This window comes from Pseudomonas sp. TWP3-2 (genome assembly GCF_049897765.1).
Classification (GTDB): Bacteria; Pseudomonadota; Gammaproteobacteria; order Pseudomonadales; family Pseudomonadaceae; genus Aquipseudomonas.
In genome coordinates this window covers 235,302-258,072 of the sequence record NZ_JAFCWW010000001.1, presented here as the reverse complement: position 1 = coordinate 258,072, position 22,771 = coordinate 235,302, and the positions used below count along the sequence as shown (strand labels likewise).

At 58.4% G+C, this 22,771-nt stretch carries 24 protein-coding genes, 1 tRNA gene and 1 pseudogene; 19 read left to right on the top strand and 7 right to left on the bottom strand.

What is annotated here, in order from left to right; all coding sequences use genetic code 11:
* Positions 1-4: 4 nt before the first annotated feature.
* The 9 genes and pseudogenes from ACP7EE_RS01200 to vapC all read left to right on the top strand — a co-directional run bounded on the left by ACP7EE_RS01200 (position 5) and on the right by vapC (position 6,761).
* On the top strand, positions 5-1,429 hold the full coding sequence (locus tag ACP7EE_RS01200) for a transporter (RefSeq protein WP_420646819.1): 1,425 nt from the start codon (positions 5-7) through the stop codon (positions 1,427-1,429).
* 28 nt (positions 1,430-1,457) lie between these two features.
* Positions 1,458-2,936, top strand: a complete 1,479-nt coding sequence (locus ACP7EE_RS01195) for a PLP-dependent aminotransferase family protein (protein WP_426232965.1) — start codon at positions 1,458-1,460, stop codon at positions 2,934-2,936.
* A gap of 29 nt (positions 2,937-2,965) precedes the next feature.
* Positions 2,966-3,313: a hypothetical protein gene (locus ACP7EE_RS01190; RefSeq protein WP_426232963.1), complete on the top strand. Its 348-nt coding sequence runs from the start codon at positions 2,966-2,968 to the stop codon at positions 3,311-3,313.
* 174 nt (positions 3,314-3,487) lie between these two features.
* Complete coding sequence (locus ACP7EE_RS01185) at positions 3,488-4,546, top strand: PDDEXK nuclease domain-containing protein (RefSeq protein ID WP_426232961.1); 1,059 nt, start codon at positions 3,488-3,490, stop codon at positions 4,544-4,546.
* A 99-nt stretch (positions 4,547-4,645) separates the two neighbouring features.
* Positions 4,646-5,064, top strand: a pseudogene (locus tag ACP7EE_RS01180) (alpha/beta hydrolase); the annotation flags it as partial.
* Positions 5,065-5,084: 20 nt separating this feature from the next.
* Positions 5,085-5,498 carry a hypothetical protein gene (locus ACP7EE_RS01175; protein WP_426201911.1) on the top strand — a complete coding sequence of 138 codons (414 nt, stop codon included), beginning with the start codon at positions 5,085-5,087 and terminating at the stop codon, positions 5,496-5,498.
* 6 nt (positions 5,499-5,504) lie between these two features.
* Positions 5,505-5,957, top strand: coding sequence for a hypothetical protein (locus tag ACP7EE_RS01170; RefSeq protein WP_426201912.1), 453 nt, complete (start codon positions 5,505-5,507; stop codon positions 5,955-5,957).
* Positions 5,958-6,123: 166 nt separating this feature from the next.
* Entirely contained in the window at positions 6,124-6,354 is a 231-nt protein-coding gene (gene vapB, locus ACP7EE_RS01165) for a type II toxin-antitoxin system VapB family antitoxin (RefSeq protein WP_426201913.1), read from the top strand.
* Complete coding sequence (gene vapC, locus ACP7EE_RS01160; protein ID WP_426201915.1) at positions 6,354-6,761, top strand: type II toxin-antitoxin system tRNA(fMet)-specific endonuclease VapC; 408 nt, start codon at positions 6,354-6,356, stop codon at positions 6,759-6,761. Before vapB ends, vapC begins: the two co-directional genes overlap by 1 nt.
* Positions 6,762-6,832: 71 nt before the next feature.
* Here the strand turns inward: vapC and gabP are convergent, their stop codons facing one another.
* Positions 6,833-8,224: a GABA permease gene (gene gabP, locus ACP7EE_RS01155; RefSeq protein WP_420646813.1), complete on the bottom strand. Its 1,392-nt coding sequence runs from the start codon at positions 8,222-8,224 to the stop codon at positions 6,833-6,835.
* A gap of 552 nt (positions 8,225-8,776) precedes the next feature.
* Between gabP and ACP7EE_RS01150 the strand changes: the two genes are divergently transcribed.
* The 10 genes from ACP7EE_RS01150 (at position 8,777) to ACP7EE_RS01105 (ending at position 16,849) form a co-directional block, all read left to right on the top strand.
* The gene (locus ACP7EE_RS01150) at positions 8,777-9,550 is read left to right on the top strand and encodes an ABC transporter ATP-binding protein (RefSeq protein WP_420646812.1); all 774 of its coding nucleotides are present in this window, start codon (positions 8,777-8,779) and stop codon (positions 9,548-9,550) included.
* A 13-nt stretch (positions 9,551-9,563) separates the two neighbouring features.
* Entirely contained in the window at positions 9,564-10,310 is a 747-nt protein-coding gene (locus ACP7EE_RS01145; RefSeq protein ID WP_426232958.1) for an ABC transporter substrate-binding protein, read from the top strand.
* A gap of 78 nt (positions 10,311-10,388) precedes the next feature.
* The gene (locus tag ACP7EE_RS01140; RefSeq protein ID WP_420646810.1) at positions 10,389-11,081 is read left to right on the top strand and encodes an ABC transporter permease; all 693 of its coding nucleotides are present in this window, start codon (positions 10,389-10,391) and stop codon (positions 11,079-11,081) included.
* Positions 11,081-11,770 (top strand): ABC transporter permease, encoded by a 690-nt coding sequence (locus ACP7EE_RS01135; protein WP_426201918.1) that lies wholly within the window; start codon positions 11,081-11,083, stop codon positions 11,768-11,770. The genes ACP7EE_RS01140 and ACP7EE_RS01135 overlap by 1 nt, the downstream gene beginning before the upstream one ends.
* Positions 11,751-12,986: a methyltransferase gene (locus ACP7EE_RS01130; protein ID WP_426232955.1), complete on the top strand. Its 1,236-nt coding sequence runs from the start codon at positions 11,751-11,753 to the stop codon at positions 12,984-12,986. Before ACP7EE_RS01135 ends, ACP7EE_RS01130 begins: the two co-directional genes overlap by 20 nt.
* A 344-nt stretch (positions 12,987-13,330) precedes the next feature.
* Positions 13,331-14,167 carry an FkbM family methyltransferase gene (locus tag ACP7EE_RS01125; RefSeq protein ID WP_426232953.1) on the top strand — a complete coding sequence of 279 codons (837 nt, stop codon included), beginning with the start codon at positions 13,331-13,333 and terminating at the stop codon, positions 14,165-14,167.
* A gap of 76 nt (positions 14,168-14,243) precedes the next feature.
* Positions 14,244-14,319 (top strand) — tRNA-Thr (locus ACP7EE_RS01120).
* 1,072 nt (positions 14,320-15,391) lie between these two features.
* The gene (locus ACP7EE_RS01115) at positions 15,392-15,643 is read left to right on the top strand and encodes a hypothetical protein (RefSeq protein WP_426232951.1); all 252 of its coding nucleotides are present in this window, start codon (positions 15,392-15,394) and stop codon (positions 15,641-15,643) included.
* A 9-nt stretch (positions 15,644-15,652) separates the two neighbouring features.
* Positions 15,653-15,949, top strand: coding sequence for a hypothetical protein (locus ACP7EE_RS01110; protein ID WP_426232949.1), 297 nt, complete (start codon positions 15,653-15,655; stop codon positions 15,947-15,949).
* 81 nt (positions 15,950-16,030) lie between these two features.
* Positions 16,031-16,849: a 2OG-Fe(II) oxygenase gene (locus ACP7EE_RS01105; protein WP_426232947.1), complete on the top strand. Its 819-nt coding sequence runs from the start codon at positions 16,031-16,033 to the stop codon at positions 16,847-16,849.
* 60 nt (positions 16,850-16,909) lie between these two features.
* Here the strand turns inward: ACP7EE_RS01105 and ACP7EE_RS01100 are convergent, their stop codons facing one another.
* The 6 genes from ACP7EE_RS01100 to ACP7EE_RS01075 are packed head-to-tail and all read right to left on the bottom strand — an operon-like array spanning position 16,910 to position 22,765.
* Positions 16,910-17,881, bottom strand: a complete 972-nt coding sequence (locus ACP7EE_RS01100) for a hypothetical protein (protein ID WP_426232945.1) — start codon at positions 17,879-17,881, stop codon at positions 16,910-16,912.
* Complete coding sequence (locus ACP7EE_RS01095; RefSeq protein WP_426232943.1) at positions 17,866-18,564, bottom strand: hypothetical protein; 699 nt, start codon at positions 18,562-18,564, stop codon at positions 17,866-17,868. The genes ACP7EE_RS01100 and ACP7EE_RS01095 overlap by 16 nt, the downstream gene beginning before the upstream one ends.
* Positions 18,561-19,139, bottom strand: a complete 579-nt coding sequence (locus ACP7EE_RS01090) for a DNA-binding protein (RefSeq protein WP_426232941.1) — start codon at positions 19,137-19,139, stop codon at positions 18,561-18,563. Before ACP7EE_RS01090 ends, ACP7EE_RS01095 begins: the two co-directional genes overlap by 4 nt.
* Positions 19,136-20,065: a hypothetical protein gene (locus ACP7EE_RS01085; protein ID WP_426232939.1), complete on the bottom strand. Its 930-nt coding sequence runs from the start codon at positions 20,063-20,065 to the stop codon at positions 19,136-19,138. The genes ACP7EE_RS01090 and ACP7EE_RS01085 overlap by 4 nt, the downstream gene beginning before the upstream one ends.
* A complete protein-coding gene (locus ACP7EE_RS01080; protein WP_426232937.1) occupies positions 20,058-20,558 on the bottom strand; it encodes a hypothetical protein in 501 nt (166 codons plus the stop codon). The genes ACP7EE_RS01085 and ACP7EE_RS01080 overlap by 8 nt, the downstream gene beginning before the upstream one ends.
* On the bottom strand, positions 20,555-22,765 hold the full coding sequence (locus ACP7EE_RS01075; protein WP_426232935.1) for a phage tail protein: 2,211 nt from the start codon (positions 22,763-22,765) through the stop codon (positions 20,555-20,557). The genes ACP7EE_RS01080 and ACP7EE_RS01075 overlap by 4 nt, the downstream gene beginning before the upstream one ends.
* Positions 22,766-22,771 lie beyond the last annotated feature (6 nt).

Here is a 22,771-nt window from a genome sequence, read left to right as displayed (position 1 = left end):
GTGTATGAGTTCTCTCTTGTTGCAAATGTCACCGATCGGTCTGGTGATCGCGCTGATTCTGATCGTGCGCAGACCTCCGGTACAAGCGGCCCTGGCAGGCGTTGCGCTGGTGTTCCTGCTGTGGGTGCTGGGAGCGGCGGGGCCGGTGTCCGAGGCGATCACCACGGCGATCTTTCAGGACACGACGATTCTGTTCCTCAGTACCGCTTGCGTGATCGTGCCGGGGCTGGCGTTCGTGATTCTGGTGGAGCGCGGCGGCGCACCGCAGGCCATTGGCGCCTGGGTCAAGGAGCTCGGCTGGACGCCACCGGCGCAAGTCATTTTCATCGTGCTGGGCCTGGCGCCGCTGCTCGAAGCGATGACCGGGTTCGGCGTCTCGCTGATCGCCACCGTGCCTTTGCTGATGGGGCTGTTCACGCGTCAGTCCGGGATGAAAATCGCCCTGGCCGGCATGGTCATCATGCCGTGGGGCACATTGGGTCTGGCCACCGTGATTGGCTCACTGCTGGCGCACATGCCGGCAGAAACACTCGGCAGCCATTCGGCAATCGTCAGCGCACCGGTATTTCTCTGCCTGGCCGCCATTGCCATGTGGCAGGCCGGCATCCGCACCATCACTCCGTGGCTCGGACTGATTGTCGTGACGGCGTTGTTCGTCGCGGTGCTGTTCTCCATCAACCTGTGGATCGGGCCTGAAGTTTCAGGTGTGCTCGCAGGCCTTGCGGTTGCATGCGTAGGCCTGGGTATCTCGTTCGCGCAGCGCAAAAAACTGGTGCGCTGGCCGAGCGCAGCATGGCCTTACCTGGCGTTGCTGGGGGTGATCGTTGCGTCGCGCGGGCTGTTCGTGCTGTCGGGTTGGGATGCCCTGTGGATCATCAAGGGTGAGCATGTTTCGTGGAAGCCACTGGCCTCCCCCGGACTCGCGCTGCTGATCGTCACGCTGCTGATGTCGATCCGACAAGCCGCGACAGCAGGCTTCCCATGGAAGTCGCTGTTCAACCGGGCCAAATTTCCGGTGACCACGATTTTCCTGTTCCTGCTGCTTTCGCAGGTCATGGTCAACGCCGGATTTCTGGTCGAAGCACAGCGCACCCTGCAATCGCTGTCGGGTATTTCCCTGGCGCCGACGATCGCGTTGCTGGCGGGGATTGCCGGCTATGTCACCGGCTCCAACGTGGGCGGCAACACCTTGGTCATGCCGTCAATTGCAGCGCTGACAAGCGGGCACGGGCCTTGGCTGGCGGCAATGGTCAACAGCGCCGCCGGGCATGGGGCACTCGGATCGTTATCGATTCTCTCGCTGATTACCGGCCTCGCAGCCGCCAACCGCAAGGAAGAGAATAATCTGATCCGGTTCGCCTTCGGACTGGTTGCCCTCAACATCGCCATAGTTGCTGCAATGGGGGTGGTTTTACTTTATTTTCTCTAAAGTATTTCCAGAAATAACAAGAGAACTTATGGACAGGTTTGATTTACCGGACAAACGTTGGCGGATAGTCAAGGACTGGGTTATCCGTCAAATCGACAGCGGTGAGTGGGCGGCGGAGTCGAAGCTGCCGTCGATCCGAACTCTGGCGCGACTCTTTGAAACCAGCATCACCACTGTTCAGCGCGCGCTGGCTGACCTGGAAGCTGATGCCTATGTTTCGACTATCCCGCGTGTCGGCTATTTCGTCTCGGCATCAGGCCAGGCCAAACCCGCCAGCGCTTTTGATTTCTCCGGTGTCACCGTCAACATCAATCACGCGGTGGTTGCGATGCTCTCGCAGGCGGCGTCGCGCACCACGGCGTCATTGAGTTCCGCCGTTCTGCACAGTGACCTCACACCGCACGTGCTCTTGAACAAATGCCTTTCGGTGCTGGCTGCCAAGGCTGACAACTCGCTGACCGGGCTGGTGGCGCCTCCCGGCTTGCCGGCATTGCGACGACGAATTGCCGGGCTGATGCTGACGCGCGGCGTGGTGTGCGGGCCCGATGAAATTCTGGTGACGTCAGGCGACACGATCGCACTGGAACTGGCGCTTGAAGCCGTCGCGCCGCGAGGTTCTACCGTCGCCATCGAAACACCGACCTACTACGGCATATTGCAGACCATCGAACGCCTGGGCATGCGCGCATTGCCGATTCGCACCCACGGCGAACTGGGCATGGACGTCGACCATCTCGAAGAAGCACTGAAGCTGAAAAAGGTCGCGGTGATCTTTCTCAATCCGACCCTGCAAAACCCGCGCGGCTTCATCATGCCGGAGGCAACCCGCGCAAGACTTTCACGGGTTGCCCGCGAAGCTGATGTGCCGATCATCGAGGACGATATTTTCTTCGACCTGGTCCCTGAGGGCGAGCGTCCACGCGCCATCAAAAGCTACGACACCAGCGGTCAGACGATCTATTGCTCGTCATTCTCGAAAACGGTCGCACCGGGTTACCGCGTGGGCTGGTGTGTCGCCGGCAAATACCGGGATGCGATTCTTGCGCAGATGTTTTCACGCAACCTGGCGGTCTCAAGCCTTGCACAAAATGTGCTCAACGAGTTTATCGGGCGCGGCTACATGGAAGAGCACTGCGCCAGACTTCGTGCGCAATTGGCCTCGCTCTCAAGTTTCGTGGAAACACTGGTGCGCACGGACTTTCCCGTCGGAACCGTTTACGTCCCTCCACGCGGTGGATTCATCCACTGGATCGAGTTGCCCATGCACACCGACATGGCCGCACTGACGCGTCTGGCGCACGAGCGCGGCTGTCATATTGCCGGAAGCGGAATCTTCTTCGCCGACGGACACCCGACCACAGGTTTGCGCATCTGCCTGGGAACGACGTTGTCACCGGGCGTCATGCAGATCCTCGGCGTGATTGCCGAGTGCGCACACCTCGCCGGGGGATATTCGCCAGTGCCGCGAAAACTTAATGAGCAAGCGCCAGAGTCTGCGGTCTCCTGACTGCAGCTGGATGTTCGCGAAGGCACCTGATGAATCAGAAAAGAACCCGCATCCCCCTGCCCCACCCACCGCCGTATCGGCAGAGCCGGGCGTCATTCTGGCTGCTCGTCCTGGTCGGCGTGCTGATCGCCTTCGCCTTCTGCGCGTCGGTTTACCAGAACATCGACAGCCTGCTCAGCGGCTCGATCACCACCACCAACCGCGGGCCGCGCTTGACTTACACCCTGGCCCTGCAACCGCGGATGTACTGGTTCGAGTTCTGGCGTCAGTGCGTGGGCAGCGTGATGCTGCTGCTAGTCGGAGTGGTCGGGTTGTGGGTCTGGCGCAAGGCGAGCGAACCGGCGGTCAAGCCCAAGGGTAAGGGCACTCGCCGGTGAGCGGACCCACTGTACGAAACGGACTACAGGTAAAACCCTGAAATACAGGTTTGCCCGGTAACTTCCTGCAAACCTCATCCCCCCTTCCCTCTGCTTTACCAGCGCCGCCCGACATCGCCACCGATTGGCTTTTGGCATCCTGTGTTTTCCGTTTCTCCTGACGTGGAAGACCTGATGAGCCAGCTAAAACCTGCTGACCCGCAAGACCCAAAAATCGATTCGCTGCTGGGCGAGCTTGGGCAACTGATACGCGAAGCGCGGCAGAAAGTGCTGCGTACGGTCGATGTGATTCAAGTTCAGACCAGTTGGCAGATCGGGCGACATATTGTCGAGTTCGAGCAACAAGGTGCCCAGCGGGCGGGATATGGCAAACATTTGCTGGCCAGGCTGGCGAGGGAGCTGACAGCGCAGTTCGGCAAGGGGTTTGATGATCGAAACTTGCGCTACATGCGCAGCTTTTATCAGCTGTTTCCAATTTGGAACGCACTGCGTCCCGAATTGAGTTGGTCCCACTATCGCCGACTGCTGCGGGTCGATAGCGAAAAGGCCCGAAAGTGGTACATGGATGAATCCGCCAGCCTGAACTGGTCGAGTCGAGCACTGGATCGTCAGATCAACACCTTCTACTACGAGCGCCTCCTGATGAGCCGTGACAAGGCAGGCGTGACTGAGGAAGCCACCACCAACATCGAGGCGATGAATTGCAATCCGCGCGAGTTCATTCGCGATCCCGTCATTCTCGAGTTTCTTGGCCTGCCATCCCCGGGCAAGGTCAAGGAGAGCGAACTCGAACAAGCACTTATTGATCATCTGCAAAGCTTTCTGCTTGAACTGGGCAAAGGCTTCTCGTTTGTCGCGCGCCAGCAACGCATCAGCACCGACGGCTCGGATCTGTTCATTGATCTGGTGTTCTACAACTACCTGCTCAAATGCTTCGTGATCATTGATCTCAAACGCGGCCAGCTCAGCGCCCGGGATGTCGGGCAGATGGACATGTACGTGCGCATGTACGACGAACTCAAGCGCAGTGAAGGCGACAAGCCGACAGTCGGGATCATTCTGTGTACGGAGAACAACGAGTCGGTCGCACGCTATTCGATTTTGAAGGGCAACGAGCAACTGTTCGCCAGTAGCTACAAAACGGTGCTACCGAGTGAGGAAGAACTACGGGCAGAGCTGAATCGGGAACAGGCGCTGCTGGAAGAACGCTTGCTCAATCAATCCACAGAATAATCCTGCGGATTGTTCACCCGGCCGAGTGAGCCTATCGTTGACAGCTAACGTGCAAAGGTCGAGAGCCATGAGCGTTCAGGACGCCCAAGAGAACGCAAGGCGGCCGGACTGGGCGCTTCCGGGCATTTGAGCCGACGACTGGTGACGGTCGGTGCGCACTTCGCTTACTGGCGCGACTACGCGCCGAGCATCGAGCGAGCGGTCGCAAGATGATCGCGGAAAACGGCCGACTGCCGTTCGCCAACGTCCACGCACAGACGTTGGCGATCAGCATCAGTGACGATCCCTACGGCACGACTCCAGCGATCTAGAGACTGCTGGCGTACTTCAACAACGCGCAAAAGACCCACTTGCGAATCCACCCCGAGGACATCGGCGAACAACAAGTCGGACATTTCGCCTTTTTTCGCGGCGCATACCAAGCCACACTATGGCCCATCGCTCTGACCTGGCTGCAGACCGGTCAGCTGGCCCCCGACACACCCGGGCGGCAAGTCCCGCGCAGCCAACCCCTTTAACGCATCACGGAACAGCACTCATGGCCTCCGCCAACAAGCAGCAAAAACGCGCCGCCCGGGCCAAGACCAAGGCCAAGCAGAACCGCACCAAACGCACCGAGGCGCCGGTCGAGCTGGACCCGAACGATGATCGCATCGACTTCGAATCGGTGGATCTGACCGAGCTGTTCAAGAAGATGATCGACGCCGAGAAGATCAGCCAGCAGGCGTTGTGCCGCGCGTTCCTCGAAGACCCGTTGCTTGAGCTGGTGTACGAACAGGAAGGCGAAGAAGGTGCGATGGACTTTATCCTCGCCGCGCTGATCGAGTATCGCCAGTGGTCCACCGAAACCGACGAGGCCGGCGCGCTGGCGTGGATCGAATCCCCGGCCTTCCAGGCTGACTATGTGGCGGCGTCCGACGCGATCGCCGCACAAACCCAACAGAAAGATTGAGCTCCCATGGCATCCCTGAACAAGCAACAGAAACGCGCCAAACGCGCCAAGGCCAAAGCCAAGCAAATCCGCATGGTCGGACGCAAACCGCTGGATCAGGACGAAGACCTCGGCCACCTCGCCGAACCGATCCCGGATTACACCCTGGCGATGTTCAGCAAAATGCGCGACGCCGAAGCGGTCAGCCGCAACGAAATGCTGCTGACGCTGCTCCGGGAACTGGCGTTCATCATCATTGATCATCCTGATCTGCTGGACATGGAAAACGCCGACAACGAAGGCATGGCCGCCACCCACCTGGCCGCCGACATGCTGATCGACTACCGCATGTGGGCCGACGGCATGACTATCGAAGCCGCTCAAGCCTGGCTGAGTGAGCCGCAGTTCATCACCGATTTCGGAATTGCGCTGGATGCTTACGGGAAGTCGGTCGAAGCGCAGGAAGACAAGAGCGAGTAAACAGCGCTCGCAAACAAAAACGGCCGCTCGTCATCACTGACAGCGGCCGTTTTTGTAAGTGGCTCTGAAGTAGCAGTTCGTCGAGCACCACGTATATCCCATTGACATATCCCTCATTAAACCTATGCTCTGGACATGCTCCATTGCAAAAGTGAAGGAGGTTCACATGGAACAAACCACCATTTTTATGAGTAATAGAAGCCAGGCTGTACGCCTTCCAAAAGCTGTAGCGATGCCAAGCGACGTGAAACGAGTGAATGTTGTCGCGATCGGCAGAGCTCGCATCATCACACCGGCCGGGGAAAGCTGGGACAGCTGGTTCGATGGAGACGCCGTCACTGGAGACTTTATGACCGATCGCGAACAGCCTGCTGATCAGGAGCGCGAGTCTTTCTGATGATTAAATTCATGCTCGATACGAATATCTGCATCTTCACTATCAAGAACAAACCAGAAGTCGTGCGCGAAGCGTTCAATCGTCATCATGGCCAATTGTGCATAAGCACAGTGACGTTGATGGAGCTGATCTATGGCGCGGAAAAATCCGCAGCTCCTGAAAAAAACCTCGCAATTATAGAAGGCTTCGCTGCAAGACTCGACATCATGTCATTTGACGAAGAGGCAGCGGCCCACACGGGGATGATTCGATCCGAACTCGCCAAGGCAGGCACTCCCATCGGCCCTTACGATCAAATGATTGCCGGACATGCTCGCTCGCGAGGGTTCATCATCGTTACGAATAATGTGCGGGAGTTTGAACGCGTCCCGGGTTTACGCGTAGAGGATTGGGTGCATCCCGCGTGAATCGCCATATGCAAACAAAAACGGCCGCTCGTCATCACTGACAGCGGCCGTTTTGCATTACGCGTTACCGATCAATTCAGCACCACAGCGCCACGCTTCTCGATCTTGCGCCGACGCGCTACCAGCAGACCGGTAGCCACCACCAGCAGGCTCAGCAAGCCGGTCGCGAGGATTTCCACGCGGTGCGCGTCCTGGAACAGCATGATGGTCAGGGCCGCGACGATGAACACGATCACCGCGTAGGTCAGGCCCGGAAACAGCCACATGCTGAAGACGATTTTCTCGCCGCGCGCCATGCGTTGTTTGCGCATGCGCAGTTGCGAAATCGCGATCACCAGGTACACCAGCAGCGCGATGGCGCCGGAGCTGGCCAGCAGGAATTCGAAGACCGCAGCCGGAGCCACGTAGTTGGCGAAAGTTGCCAGGAACGCCGCGCCGGTGGAGAGCATGACTGCCCAGTACGGCGTGCCGCTCTTGTTGGTGCGGGTGGCCACGGCCGGTGCATCACCGCGTTTACCCAGCGAGAACAGCATGCGCGACGAGGTGTAGAGCGCCGAGTTCAGGCAGCTGGTGACCGCGACCAGCACCACGATGTCGACGATCATCTTCGCGTTGGGAATGCCCATACGTTCAAGCACCGTCTGGTAGGAACCAAGGCTGGCCAATGCAGGATCATTCCACGGCACCAAGGCCACAACGATGAAGATCGACACGAGATAGAACAAGCCGATCCGCCAGATCACCGAGTTGGTGGCCTTGGAAATCTGCTTGCCCGGGTTCTTCGATTCGGCAGCCGCGATGGTCACGATCTCGGTACCCATGAACGAGAACATGGTGGTCAGAATCGCCCCCAACACCGCGCCCATGCCGTTTGGCAGGAAGCCTTGAGTGTCGAACAGGTGCGAAACACCGCTGACCTGGCTGTTCGGCAGATAGCCAAAGATCGCAGCGAGACCCAGCCCGATGAATCCGATGATCGCCAACACTTTGATCAGGGCAAACCAGAATTCGAACTCACCGTAATTCTTCACGCTGAACAGGTTCGTCACCGTCAGCAGCATGGTAATCACCAGAGCAAAGGCCCAGATGCCCACATCCGGAAACCACGCGTGCAGGATGGTTGCGGCCGCGTTGGCCTCCAAGGGGATGACCAGAACCCAGAACCACCAGTACAACCAGCCAATAGTGAAACCGGCCCAATGGCCGATGGCGCGGTCGGCGTAAGTCGAGAACGAGCCGGTGTCCGGCGAGGCGACGGCCATTTCACCGAGCATGCGCATCACAAGGACCACCAACATGCCGGCAGCGGCGTAGGCCAGCAACACGGCCGGGCCTGCAGCGGCGATGGCGTGGCCGGAGCCTACGAACAGACCTGCACCGATCACCCCGGCGATCGACAGCATGGTCACATGACGCGGTTTGAGCCCCTGTTCGAGGCCGTTGGAGCTTTGAGTACTGCTCATCGAAACTACCTTTGCGAGGAAAGCGATTCAGTCCGGCCCGCCTGGTTTTCCTTCTCGTAAAAAGAAACCAACGGGGCGTTCCTTATTCTGCACGCAATATTTGCGCCAAAATGTTTCAAACTCCCGCGTGCCGCGGCTTCGCGCGCGACCGGACAGTCATCGCAAGTCATTGAGATTAATGGCTATTCGCCAGAGCGTTACCCTGCGACTCACTTTTTAAACGAATCACCGCACCAGAAACACACGCAAAAAGTGTGGGATGCACAATAAAAGGGCGAATCCGGAACGATCGGCCGGTTAGCGCTTCCAACACCCCGCCAAAGGTGGCAACATCGCGCCTTTTTTTACCCGGCACCCTAGGCTTTGCACGTTCAAACACCCGTTCGGTTGTTGATGGGGCGACAGTCTTCTGCGCCGATGCGACAACCTGCCACACGCCATCCGTTTACCGCGCCCAGCGCTGTTGGCTGCCATTGAAACGCTATGCTAGCTTGGCCGCCTCGCCAGGAAGGCCAACCAACAGCAGGAGCGCAACATATATGAGGAACGCACATGGCTGAGGCCACGCCCGCGCTTGAAATCCGCAACTTGCACAAACGCTACGGCAAGCTTGAGGTGCTCAAAGGCATCTCGCTGACCGCCCGCGACGGCGACGTGATCTCGATCCTGGGTTCCTCCGGTTCCGGCAAGTCCACGTTCCTGCGTTGCATCAATCTGTTGGAAAACCCGCATCAGGGCCAGATTCTGGTTGCCGGGGAAGAACTCAAGCTCAAGCCCGCCAAAAATGGAGAACTGGTTGCCGCCGACGGCAAACAGATCAATCGCCTGCGCTCCGAGATTGGTTTTGTGTTTCAAAACTTTAATCTGTGGCCGCACATGAGCGTGCTCGACAACATCATCGAAGCGCCGCGCCGCGTGCTCGGCCAGAGCAAGGCCGAGGCCATCGAAGTGGCTGAAGCGCTGCTGGCCAAGGTCGGCATCGCCGACAAGCGCCATGCTTACCCGGCGCAATTGTCCGGCGGCCAGCAACAGCGCGCGGCAATTGCCCGCACGTTGGCGATGCAACCGAAGGTGATTCTGTTCGACGAACCGACATCCGCCCTTGACCCGGAAATGGTCCAGGAAGTACTTAATGTCATCCGCGCATTGGCCGAAGAAGGCCGCACCATGCTGCTCGTGACCCATGAAATGGGCTTCGCCCGTCAGGTCTCCAGCGAAGTGGTGTTCCTTCACCAGGGCCTGGTAGAAGAGCAAGGATCGCCACAGCAGGTGTTCGATAACCCGCTTTCGGCGCGCTGCAAACAATTCATGTCCAGCAACCGCTAACGGAGCTACCCACATGCAGAACTATAAAAAGGTCTTCCTGGCCGCCGCCGTCACCCTCGCGTTCAGCGCCGGTGCCATGGCCGAGACCCTGAAGATGGGCATCGAAGCGGCTTACCCGCCGTTCAACAACAAAGACGCCAGCGGCAACGTCGTCGGCTTCGACAAAGACATCGGCGATGCCCTGTGCGCCAAGATGAAAGTCGAATGCACCGTGGTCACTTCCGACTGGGACGGCATCATCCCGGCCCTGAACGCCAAGAAGTTCGACTTCCTGATCTCCTCGATGTCGATCACCGACGAGCGCAAAGGCGCAGTGGACTTCACCGACCCGTACTATTCGAACAAGCTGCAATTCATCGGACCAAAAGATAAAGACTTCAAAACCGACAAGGCTTCCCTGCAAGGCAAAGTGATCGGCGCACAACGTGCGACCCTCGCCGGCACCTGGATGGAAGACAACATGGAAGGCGTCGAAGTCAAACTCTACGACACCCAGGAAAACGCTTACCTCGACCTGACTTCCGGTCGTCTGGACGGCATCCTCGCTGACAAATACGTCAACTACGAGTGGCTGAAAAGCGAAGCCGGCAAGCCTTACGAGTTCAAGGGCGACCCGGTTGAAGAAAGCGACAAGATCGGTATCGCTGTACGAAAAGGCGACCCGATTCGCGCGCGTCTGAACCTTGCGCTGAAAGAAATCGTTGAAGACGGCACTTACAAAAAGATCAACGACAAGTACTTCCCGTTCAGCATCTACTGATCCTGACCTGCCGGATCGACGCCGCACTTTCGCGGCGTCGATCCCCGGCCTTGCCTGCCGCGATTTGAAAAGAAATCCATGATTATCGACCTCTACGGATTCGGCCCGGCGCTTGCCGCTGGCGCGCTGATGACCGTCAAACTGGCACTCACGGCCCTGTGCCTGGGGCTGGTGCTCGGTCTGCTCGGTGCCTTGGCCAAGACTTCCCCGTACAAGCCGCTGCAATGGCTTGGCGGAACCTATTCGACTCTGGTGCGCGGCATCCCGGAATTGCTCTGGGTGCTGTTGATCTACTTCGGTACGGTCAACCTGATGCGCGCCCTCGGTGAGTTCTTCGGCAACCCCGATCTGGAACTCAACGCCTTCGCCGCCGGTGTGATTGCACTCGGCCTGTGTTTCGGCGCCTACGCTACGGAAGTGTTTCGTGGCGCTATCCTCGCCATTCCCAAAGGCCACCGTGAGGCTGGCGTCGCGTTGGGCATGTCGAAAGTGCGGATTTTCACGCGTCTGATCATGCCGCAAATGTGGCGAATCGCCCTGCCCGGCCTCGGGAATCTGTTCATGATCCTGATGAAAGACACCGCGCTGGTGTCGGTGATCGGCCTGGAAGAGATCATGCGGCACGCGCAAATCGGCGTGACCGTGTCCAAGCAGCCGTTCACCTTCTATATGGTCGCCGCATTCATGTACTTGGGCCTGACGGTGCTGGCGATGACCGGCATGCACTTCCTGGAAAAACGCGCCGCCCGTGGCTTCGCGAGGAGCGCTTAATGAATTGGGAAGTCATCATCAAATGGCTGCCGAAACTTGCGCAGGGTGCGACCCTGACCCTGGAGCTGGTGGCCATCGCCGTGATCGCCGGACTGCTGCTGGCGATTCCGCTGGGCATCGCCCGTTCTTCGAAACTTTGGTACGTGCGCGCTTTTCCCTACGCCTACATCTTCTTTTTCCGTGGCACGCCGTTGCTGGTGCAATTGTTCCTGGTCTATTACGGACTGGCGCAGTTCGACGCGGTGCGTAACAGCTCGATGTGGCCGTACCTGCGCGATCCGTTCTGGTGCGCCACCGCGACCATGACCTTGCACACGGCGGCGTACATTGCTGAAATCCTGCGCGGGGCGATCCAGGCGATTCCGCCGGGCGAGATCGAAGCGGCGCGGGCTCTGGGCATGTCCCGGCCCAAAGCGCTGTTCTACATTATCCTGCCGCGCGCAGCGCGCATTGGCCTGCCGGCCTACAGCAATGAAGTGATCCTGATGCTCAAGGCCAGCGCCCTGGCCAGCACCGTGACCTTGCTCGAACTGACCGGCATGGCCCGCACGATCATTGCCCGCACCTACCTGCCGGTGGAGATTTTCTTCGCTGCCGGCGTGTTCTATCTGCTGATGTCCTACGTGCTGGTTCGCGGTTTCAAACTGCTGGAACGCTGGCTGCGCGTTGATGCCTGCCAGGGGCGTTGATTATTCCCACGTGCTGACGGGCGAGGAACTACTCGCCCGCTTCACCGCGCTGGACGCGTTTCTCACAATGCATCAAGCATTGTGGAAGCCTCGACCGTTCACTCATCTTGCGCTTCCCTGGGAAATCTCCTACCCCGAACTGTCTGCGTGGCTACGTGGGCGATCGCTGGAGAACGCGGAAAGTGCGCATAACCAGCCTGCCGATCTTGTTGATGCGCCGGAGCCATTCGCAACGTTAGCCGCGCTGTCACTTGAGCTGAGCGCAGTTGGGGAATTGCCGACACATGCGCTCGAGGCGGCAGGTCATCGCTTGAACGTCGATGTGCCGGGGCGCAAGTTGCAGCAGATCGAAGCGTTCGCAGGGTGCCTGTCGTTTAGCTCAACGCCGCAGCACTGGCTGGATTGGTGCTCGGGCAAAGGTCACTTGGGCCGACGCCTGTTGAGCCGCGGACAACAACTCACCTGCGTGGAATACGACCCGGCGCTGGTCGCCAGCGGTCAGGCGTTGAGCCAGCGTCATCATCTGCACGCATTGCACGTAGAGCAGGATGTTCTGACTGCTGAAGCCGCTGCACTGTTGAGCGCCAAGCACACGCCCGTCGCCCTGCACGCCTGTGGCGATCTGCATGTGCGGCTGATGCAACTGGCCAGCGCCGCCGGTTGCCGACAACTGGCGCTTGCACCGTGCTGTTACAACCGGATCAGTCTCACTCAATATCAGGCGCTTTCCTCGGCCGGTGCAGAATCCGTCTTACAGCTGTCGCGGGAAGATCTGGCGCTGCCGATGAGTGAAACGGTCACCGCAGGTGCCCGCATCCGACGTCAGCGCGACACCTCCATGGCCCGGCGCCTTGCCTTCGATTCGTTGCAACGCAAAGTACGTGGCGTCGATGAATACCTGCCAACGCCTTCCCTCCCCAGCGCCTGGCTGGAAAAACCCTTTGCCGATTACTGTCGCGACTTGGGCGCGCTTAAAGAGTTATCCACAATCGGCGAGCAAAATTGGCTGGCTCTCGAAACCGCCGGTTGGCAGCGATTAGCCGAAGTTCGCAACCTGGAACTGCTGCGCGGATTATTCCGACGGCCGTTAGAGCTTTGGCTGAACCTGGATCGGGCGCTTTTCCTCGCCGAACAGGGATATGACGTACGGCTTGGGACCTTCTGCGACGCCCATCTCACTCCGCGCAATTTTTTGCTGGTGGCCGAACGCGTTTAAATCTTTACAGCCTGTGGATAACTCTGTTGATGAAATTATCCTGGATCCAATATCCACGCCTGTTTCACGCCATTAACAGTACTGGTCATTTTTTGTTCACATGAATAAAAAACCAGTAAAACAGGGATTTGCGAGACAAATGAGAATGCGTTCACAAAATTCGCCTTGAGTGCGCTTATAGGCCAGCCCGTTGTGCATAAGCCTCCAAGCAAAAGGACATAACCGCCGAATTGCGGACCTGTGCAATGCACAATTGCGCCCCCTATCTACCCTTGCTATACAGGTTTACGCCGTGCAGGTAGCGCACACTCGAAAAAGAAAAATCTGACCGACAGGAAGCCACCGTGACGTTCATTTCTTACGCACAGAATTTCGAAGACATCCGCTTGTGGCGGGCACTCAAATTCTTCGAAAACGGCTTCTATATCGATGTCGGCGCCAACGATCCGATTCACGATTCGGTTACCAAAGCCTTTTACGATCGCGGCTGGAGCGGCATCAATGTCGAGCCGATGCAAAACTTTCACGACGCCCTCCGCCAACAGCGCCCCCGCGACACCACGCTGCAATGCATCGCCAGCGATCAGCCCGGCGAAGTCACGTTCTACGGCATTCCCGGCACCGGCCTGTCCACTGCCGACCCGGTCGTGGCTCAGGAGCGCCGCGACCTTGGCCTCGACGTCCGCAGCCTGACCGTCAAGGCCCGTACCCTGACCTCGATCTGCGAAGAACACGCCAGCGAGCGCCCAATCCACTTTCTGAAAATCGACGTCGAAGGCCACGAAGAAACCGTGCTGCGCGGCATGGATTTCAGCCGCTTCCGCCCGTGGATCATCCTCATCGAAACCCCGTTCGAGCGCGATCACACCTGGGAACACCTGGTCACCGACGCCGGCTACCAAAACGTCTGCTTCGACGGTCTCAACAGCTACTTCCTGGCCAATGAACACATCAACCTGAAACCGGCATTCGAGATGCCACCCTGCCAGCTCGACAACTTCCAGCTCTGCCTCGGCCACCCCTTCGCCCACCCCGTCAGCCCCAACGAAGCCGCCGCCCTGGAGCAGATCAGCGCCGCCACACAACGCGCCGAACACGCCGAAGCCCAACTGCGCGCCATCCAGAACAACCGCGCCTGGCGCGCCATCCAGAAACTGCGCAAAGTCCTGCGCCGGGCCTGAATTTGAGCCTGTGCAAAAATAGTCTGAATTCAGGGGTTTACAGAATTTTCCCAATGGCTATAATCGTCGCCCACACGCCGGTATAGCTCAGTTGGTAGAGCAACTGACTTGTAATCAGTAGGTCCCGGGTTCGACTCCTGGTGCCGGCACCATATAAATCAAGGGCTTGCAGCGATGCAGGCCCTTGTTTTTTGCCTCAGACGTAACAAGCGACGTAACAAGCGGCTTTGCAGCAGGTTGCGAGCACGCGCCTCGGAACGCCCCCCGCATACGTCAAGTCCCCGGTTTATGTTGACCCATGGGGAAAAGGTAATTTTGGTAATTCGTTTTTAAAGGCAGCACCAAAGCCTTTTAAATCAATGAGTTAGACAAATATCTTAAAGGTAATAATAGGGTAATTATTTAGTAATCAGATTACCTTTTACCTTGGTTAGATCCTAACCGCACAAAAGCCTTTAAAATCAGGGCTTTAAGAAAATATTACCTTTTCAATTACCCTAAATTACCTTCTTCGGTAATCGCTCAAAGCCACGTCGCACAAGGCTTACAGCACCCTCTCGCCACTAAATTCCCAAAATTACCTTTTCCCCAGCCCTCAACTGGAAATGGCCATGTGACAGCCTGAAAAAACAGGGCCGCAGACTCATTGGCTCCATTTTCCGATACCGGATCTGGCCTGCTCACCAGGTCGAAATCGAGTGCAGTTGTGTGACAGCCCTGGCGCGACCAGGATCGGGCTGCAGCGCTCGGCTCGCGGGCGTTTCAGCTGTATTGCCCGGGCTCGCTGACACTGCCTTGAACCTGCCGAAACTGATCGATCGCATTTTTGAAAACACACCGAAACCCACGTTTTCAAACTTTTCGCCCAATGAAACCGGGCACTCCAGCGATACCCCCTCCGTGACCGCCGCTTGCACCGCTGTGCGACCGCACTGCATTTCCTTTCAAAACTTTGCACTTTGTGAAATTGCCGATCGCCCGCAGACCCCCACGGCCCGCCTGGGCTGCAGGCTCGTTTGCACTACATCCGGATTTGCACAAAAAACGGACGCAAAGCCCGTCGGCGGGAGGGGGATAAGTGCTTTTTCTTGAGATTTTTTTTTAACGAAGGGATTTTTCGAAATGCTTGCGTCCTTGCCATCAGTCGGCCTTTCAGTGCGAACGAAAAACCGAATCGATATACTGTTCATGCATACAGTTAGTTTGATTGTGCAGGGGTGACGCGTGAACAGTGGTTACGGTGGAATGGATACGGCGAAGTCTTCGGCGTTGATGCATTGGCAAACAATGCTGCGCGATGAAGTGGCATTGCTGGCTATGCCGGGTGCGCACCACAAGGCGCTGCTCAGGCAAGCCAGGGCATTGCACCAGGAACAGTTGATCGATGCCGATGACCTCAGCGACTTGTTGGAATTCGCGGACGCGGCGCTGGCCTTCGCTGTGGAATCGATGCTCGACATCAAGTGCGATGAATAAGGGGCGACCATGTATCTATTGGTCACCCCGATGCGAGTACGCGGTGTTGCTCTCACAGTCAAAGAACGGCTCCGCTATCGCGCGACCAGGGTCAACGTGATGGTGAGTTCGACTGTCAGTCAAGAACTCGGCCGGGCAACGAACGTCGCCCGTGCTGTAGTGGGCATGCCGCTAGATCCGGATGCGTTGCCGCCATTGATGGATGCCACTCTTGCCGGAATGTCAGTACAAGGTTTTGTTTTGAGCGGCATTGAATACATCGATGGTTGCGCCTACGCACAATCGTGGTGGTGTCGTGAGGGGTAACGAAATGTTTTCGACTTTGATACAGCGATTCGTTTCGGGGAGAATGCTGGTCGCGAAATGCCACCAGGCCAAGGATCTCAAATGGAAGTCACCCAAATCGCAGCGCTGATCGTCAACCGACTTGACGAGCTCGGCGCCGATATTCAACACCAATGGAATAACCCGGAGGGCACCCACACGCGCCACTTCGTCGTCGACGGCCTACTCACAGCCGAGATGGCCCAGAACATCTACGATGCGTTTCCACGCAATGCTGACGGGTTCTTCGACCGCCAATCTTTCCGCGAGAAGAAAAAAACGCTCACGGATCTGGCCGACTATCCGCAGATCCTCAGCGCTATCACCTACGCGATGCAGCACGAATCGGTTGTGACCAAGGTAGCGCAGCTGGTTGGAATGGAAGACATCGTGCCAGACCCGAGCCTTTACGCTGGTGGCCTGTCGATGATGTTTAAAGACGACTTTCTTAACCCGCATATCGACAATAGCCACGACGGCGCACGCAACCTGTATCGCCGCCTGAACCTGCTCTACTACGTGTCGCCAAACTGGGCACTTGAAAACGGCGGGAATTTTGAGCTGTGGGATTCGAAGGTCAAGAAACAGAAAACAATCGTTTCCCAGTTCAACCGGCTGGTGGTGATGGATACGAATAAATACTCGTGGCACTCCGTGAGCGGTGTTCGCGCTGAAACGCCGCGATGCTGCGTATCCAACTACTACTTTTCGGCAACGTCCCCAGATGATCATGATTACTTTCATGTGACGTCATTCAGCGGACGCCCCGAAGAACCCGGCCGGCGTTTGCTGGGCATCGTGGACAATCGGCTGCGCAATACTGTGTCGAAGGTCTTGCGCGTGGGCCGGGGTAAAAAACTGGTCAACAAAGCCCAGGAGTAACCCAGTCGGTTCACCCAAACGCGAAAAGCCCGCCAATTGGCGGGCTTTTCATTTGAACAATCAAAGGGTGATGGGTTTCAGTTTCAAAGCTTGCTGTTTGGCGCTGGCGGATCCTGCTGTGAATGCTGCTGCATTGTTCGGCGGTGGACTCGACGCGTGAACGTGACTGGCGACCTGAATGTTCATTTGATCCACCAGATCGATCAGATCGCACAGCACCTGGAGCACGTTCACCGATTGCGACCCTAACCAAGTCTTGGGTGCCTGCATATGCTGGCTGATTCCAGCCACGCTTCTGCGCAATCCTTGAATCTTCTCCTGCAGATCGCCACCCACCGTGGCGTTGTGCTTCTGCCCCACCACCAGATTCAAATCCCGGCCAGTCGCCTGATGCAGGTCGTCAACGGCCGCTAGGCTTGCCGATCCACCCGACAGCAGCTTGAGCGCACCCAGTGCCTCGATTTTCTTGACGCCACCCACTGACTCGGATGAATGGTCGTCCACCGTTCTGGTGTGAGTCTGGAAGCGCTCGGTGTTGTCCATTGCTTCCACTTCGCGCTCGATCGCCTGGTCCTGGATCTTGCCGTCAGTCTTACGCAACCAATTGCCGGCCGCGTCGACGCGTTGTTGCACGGCGTCACTGTGCTGCCACACCTGGTCACCTTTCGGCACCTTCGGCAACGTCAATCCGTGCGGCAAGATGGTCTGGATGTAGGGCTTGTGCGGCAGGCCATAAGCGAAACACACAACAACGCTGGTGCCCTCCTCCGGAAACGCAAAGAACCCCATTTCGTCCCCACCCACCGGCATGGGGAGCGGAACGCCAGACAATACCGGGAGCGTCGTATCGATCTCGCCGTCCGGCCCCATCACCTGCAGGTCAACTGAGAAGCGCGGTCGGAAGTCGTCACACAGCCCAGCATTCGCCGGTGCGTCGGCCACGGCCACCACCTTGGCGAAGCGCGGCAAGTGGTAACCGCCGGTGAGTTCGGGGAATTGGCGTTCTACGCTGCGCTTTATTGCGTCGTCCATTTGATGGCCATCTGTGTGCCGGCCAACGTCACGTTCGTGATCCGCTCGCCCTGGTTGATTGATACGCCCGGTCGCAGACCTGGCAAGGCGGCGATCATTGCGCTCTGGCTGCCCTGGTAACCATCGAAAAGGTTGACTGGCAGTTGTAGCGGCGATCGAGCGCCGAAGAAACTGTCAGCCCAGGCGCCAACGTAGATCTCGCCGTCACCCTGTTGCTGCCAGATAAAATCCTTGATGCCGAACACCCGGGCCATGCTGTCCAGCGCCTGGTAACCAGCGGCAAGGTTGTAGAAAAATGGCGTCTTGACGCGGGTATAGGCCTGATCCGGAACCCGAAAGCGCAGGCCGGTCTTGCTGCTGATGTCGGCCAGCACGGCGCGCAGATCCACATGACGCAGGTTCATGGGCAGCGGGTTGGCCAGCACCGCGGCTAACTCGCGACACAGCACCACTTGCTTGATGCCGTTGGTGGCGGTGCAACGCTCGACGTAGCCGATGAAATGACGCTGTAGCATCGCTTCGTTGTAGCCGATATCGAACGTGACCAAACCTTTGACGGTCACACCCGCCTTGATCGTGAATGTGGCGCGGCCCGGACTCTTGAGATCGAGACGGACATCGTCATCGATCAGCGGCATGTTCTCGCCGCCGATGGTCAGCACCTTGTGCAGCTTCATGCTCATGACGTGCCGCCCAGGTAGGTGTCCACTTTCTTGAGCACCGCTTCAAAGCCGCTCAACTCTTCGGGCGACCCCGTTGATCCCGTTGATCCCGTTGATCCCGTTGATCCCGTTGATCCCGCCGATCCGCTTCCTGCCACGCCATCGCCAGGCGCTGACTGCGTCGTCACCCCATTGCCAGCGCGGCGGTTCTCGACCTTCTCCGGATTGGACAGCTTTTCGCTCAAGGTGAACTGGACGATCCACTGAGCCAGAGTGTCATCTTCCCGGGCGCTGACCCCATCAGAGAAAGTCACCTGCCGGATGCCAAAGGCCTTGGCCGTGTCGTTGACGATCCGGTAGGTCTGGAGTTGGCCACCGCCTGCAGTCGCCTCAGCCAAACGCATGATGGTGCGCAGGTTGTCGAGCGCCTTGTACGGGATCGTCAGCGCTACGGTCAGCGTCTTGGGCTTAAACCCCTTGTGCGACTTATCGGTCCCCGACGTCTGGCCGCCCATATCGTCGGCCTCGATCTTGAGGTTGGCCGTCAGCTTCATGCGATGACCGATAATCTGCTCGCCATTGAGTAGCAATGTCATAGGCCCACCAGCTCCCGGACAAAACTCAGGCTTTCTGCCGATCCGACCAGCAGTGCGCCGGCACACAGCGGCCATTCATGCCCCGGCGTTTCGCCCTCGAGCAGCTCGCGGCGTAGCTGGCCAGCGTCACCCGGTCCCAACATCCGGGACTGTATCGATACGTCGTCTGCACTATTGGTGAACTGGGCCTTGAGATCGGCCAACTGCTGATCGCGCTTCTGAGCCTGCGCTTTTTTTCGAGCCTGCAGGTTCGCAAGGTCGGCCATCGGTGAGCTGTCGGCGGCATAGCCTTCGAGCATCGCCAGCTGGCCCGCCATGGATTGGCTGGCCAGCTTGGTGATCGGGCAGCGTTGCAACGGCAACTGGCTCCAGAGTGGCATTTGTCCCGCGATCGGCATGATCCACTTTTCCACCTCAAGCCTAGCCAGGTGTTCAGCCCGACGTTCGGCGCGAACCAGGTCCGGCATCGGCAGTACAGCGTTGAACCGACCCAACGTGGCCGCAAGCTGATCCAGACGCGTGGCGAGGAAGATCAATACCAAGGCGCTTTGCTGACCTTGAGGGCGGACGGCGTCGGTGGTGTCGGTCAGCTTGTCAGCCAGCAGCTGCAGCAGGTTCGGCGCCGACAGAAAACGCTGGTGTCCGCCGCTGCCCTGGCCAACCCCGTGCTGGAATGGCGTCACGACGATGCACGCCGGCACATTCTCGAACTGATTGGCCAACGCGGTACGGCCAGCGCTGATCGCCGCTTGTGCGGCGCCGCCGATCGGCCCCGGGCTGGTGGTCGCGATGTCGGCCAACTTTGAGACACGTTCTCCTGTGCTGAGCATTTCGCCCTGGATCAGATCCCGGGCCGCGCCCATCTGATCCATCCACTGCGTGGCTTGCGCTGGCCAGCGCAGTTTGATCGGCGCCCAGTTATTCATCAGAGAGCACCGCGCCAATCCAGACCGGCATATCAGGCCGGGTCGATTCCAATGGATAGCCCGCAACCTGCGGCCACTCACGCACGGCTCGGCGCCACTGCAGCAGATCGGCGAACTGTTCCGATGTGATTGGCAGGGGTTCACCGAGGTCGCGGGCATCTCGGTATTCCGAAACGACGTTCTCGGATGCCTTCAACTTGGTATCGATCCACAGCCTTGCCAAAACCGCCGGGTCTGACTCGACCACGATGTCTTCTGCGTATTCGAGAAAATCTCCGCCGTCGCGCAAGTACTCGCCGATCGCATCGAAAAGCGGCACGTTGTAATCAGCGGTGACGTGGCAACGATTACCCGACACGGTCACAACGTAAGAGCCGTCTTTTTTAACGGCCACCTCACTGAACGACGCAAGCAAAGCAGATGGTTCCTTAACCAATGAATCGTCTTCATGCTCAGGAATGGCTGCTGTTGGCGCTTCTGCTTGTTCGTTCAAGGTGCGTATCTCCACGCGAAACCATAAATTGTTGCGCCGCCGGTGAAGGAAATCACGGTGCCGCCGGCGGCCTGTCCACTCTTACCCACAACACCTTGACCGGCTGCGTAGTAGTGCATCAACGAATAGCACCAGGTGCCGCCAGCCGGAAGCTGGACAGAGGTGCCGGTCAATTGCACAGCCAAAAAGTTGTTGGAATCAGGGCGATAGAACGTGGTTTCGCTCCACAGCACACCTAAGTCGGTGCTATCGACCTGCGCCCGTAACCCGCCGCCGGTGTTCGACCAACCGACCTTCACTTGGTTGGCGCCTTGGTTGTACCCGCCGCCCTGTTGAATAGGGGTGAAACCCAGTCGGCGTTGCAGGTAGTGAATCCCGCCGTCAGTCCTACGCCGGAAATAGGGGTACTCGGGGTTGTCACTGGCAAAACCGGCAAACGTCAACGAATCGCCCTGCACGCGAGCGTCCAGGAACGTGTTCACCTGATTGACGCTGTAACAGTCGGAGATGCCATAGCCGGCAATGGTGCTGGCCTTGTTGGCTTTGCTGTTTGGGTCAAAGTTGCTCTGCGTCCAGATTACGCCGAGGTCACTGCCATCAACCGCCACCCTTACGGCGGTACCAGACCAGCCGATGTTTATCCGATTGCTTCCTTGGTTGGGCGCCCCGCCTTGTTTGACAAACGCACCGTTTGCTTCGACTTTCGTGAAGGCGTCGGTAATGCCGTATCCCGCAAGGCTAGATGACCAGTTCGCTTTGCTGCCCGGGTTGAAGTTGCCTTCGTACCAGAGAAGGCCAAGATCCGTAGTGTCCACGGTGGCGAGCAGCCCTCGATTTGACCAACCGAGGAAAACGCTGTTGGTGAGCTGATTGACCCCGCCACCTTGCTTCACGAACGCGGCGTTTGCGGCTTGTTTCGTGTAACCGTCGGTGATGCCATAGCCGGCGAGCGTCGTCGGGTTGTCGCCGCCAGTGACAATGCCTTTTGGGTTGATGCTGACTTTTGTGTAGGTGCCTGCAGCGGCGCCGCTGTCTGCCAGAGTAAGCGTGATATCCGCGTCGGCAGAGCCGTCAAAAGTGGCGCTGCCGGTCGCCGCACCTTTAATTCTGAAGGTTCTCGCAGTCGCCAGCCGCGCCGCTTTCCCCGCAATCGACGTGCCCTGGACAATTGCGTCGATGGCATTCCACAGCAGACCACGCACGGCGGTGACCATTTTGGTCGTGGCCAGCACGGTGCTGCTGTTGCTGGCCGGGTCGTCACTGATCGCGTTGGGGATTTGGTCGAGTTTTACGTCTGCTTTAGTGGTCGCCCGGGCGCGCAGGTTCGGGTAGTCGCCGTTCTGAGCGGCCCAGTGCTTGATCAGCTCGCCGGCGATCGGCTCCACCGGGCGCAGATCCGTGATTGCAGTCGAGGTCGGCAGATCCGCCAGCGGCACCAGGTAGTGACGTGCGCCGGCACTGTCGGTGTAGTCCTCTTTGCCGGCACCGAACACCACCTGGAAGGTGCCGACCACATCACTCAGCTCACGCTGCAGCACCACGTCGAACCACGCCTTGTTCGGCACGGACGGCACCGCCACCGGTTGCGCGGTCATGCGCTCCAGGCGAATGCCCTCGACGTAGGCAATCCCGGGTTTGAGCTGGTACGCACTGCCGACCTTTTCCAGTGCCAGGCCGCTGCCGAAAAAACAGGCGCGTCCAAACACGTCGCGGTTACTGCGGCGCTGGCGTTCGTCGATACCTTTCAGGCGTGCGGTGAAGTCGTGCTGCCAGGTGCTGGCATCGACCTTGATGCCCGTCAGTTGTTGCGCTCCGTCGAACACCACCAGGAAGTTGCGGGTCACGTTGTTGCCGACCTGCTCGGGCAGGATGTTTTTGCGCTTCTGCTGGACCGGCACATAAGCGACCGACAACAGCACGCCTTCACTGCTCTCAAGGCCGATCCAGTTCCAGTCGAAATCGCCGACGTCGGTGCCCATCATCAGGCTGTAAACGACCTGATTCGGGTTGACGAAACCACTTTGGGTGACCGGCCAGGTGTACACGACCTGAGCCGCCGGTGGCTTGCCGGCAGAGCGGTTCACCGGCCCGCTCGGGTTCAATCCGGGAACGTTGGCCAACACAAAGTTGGCGATCGTCAGCGTTTGGCTGGCAGCCTGTTTTTGGGCAATCAGGCTTTCGCCGGCCAGTGTGATACTTGCAGCCATGAATAC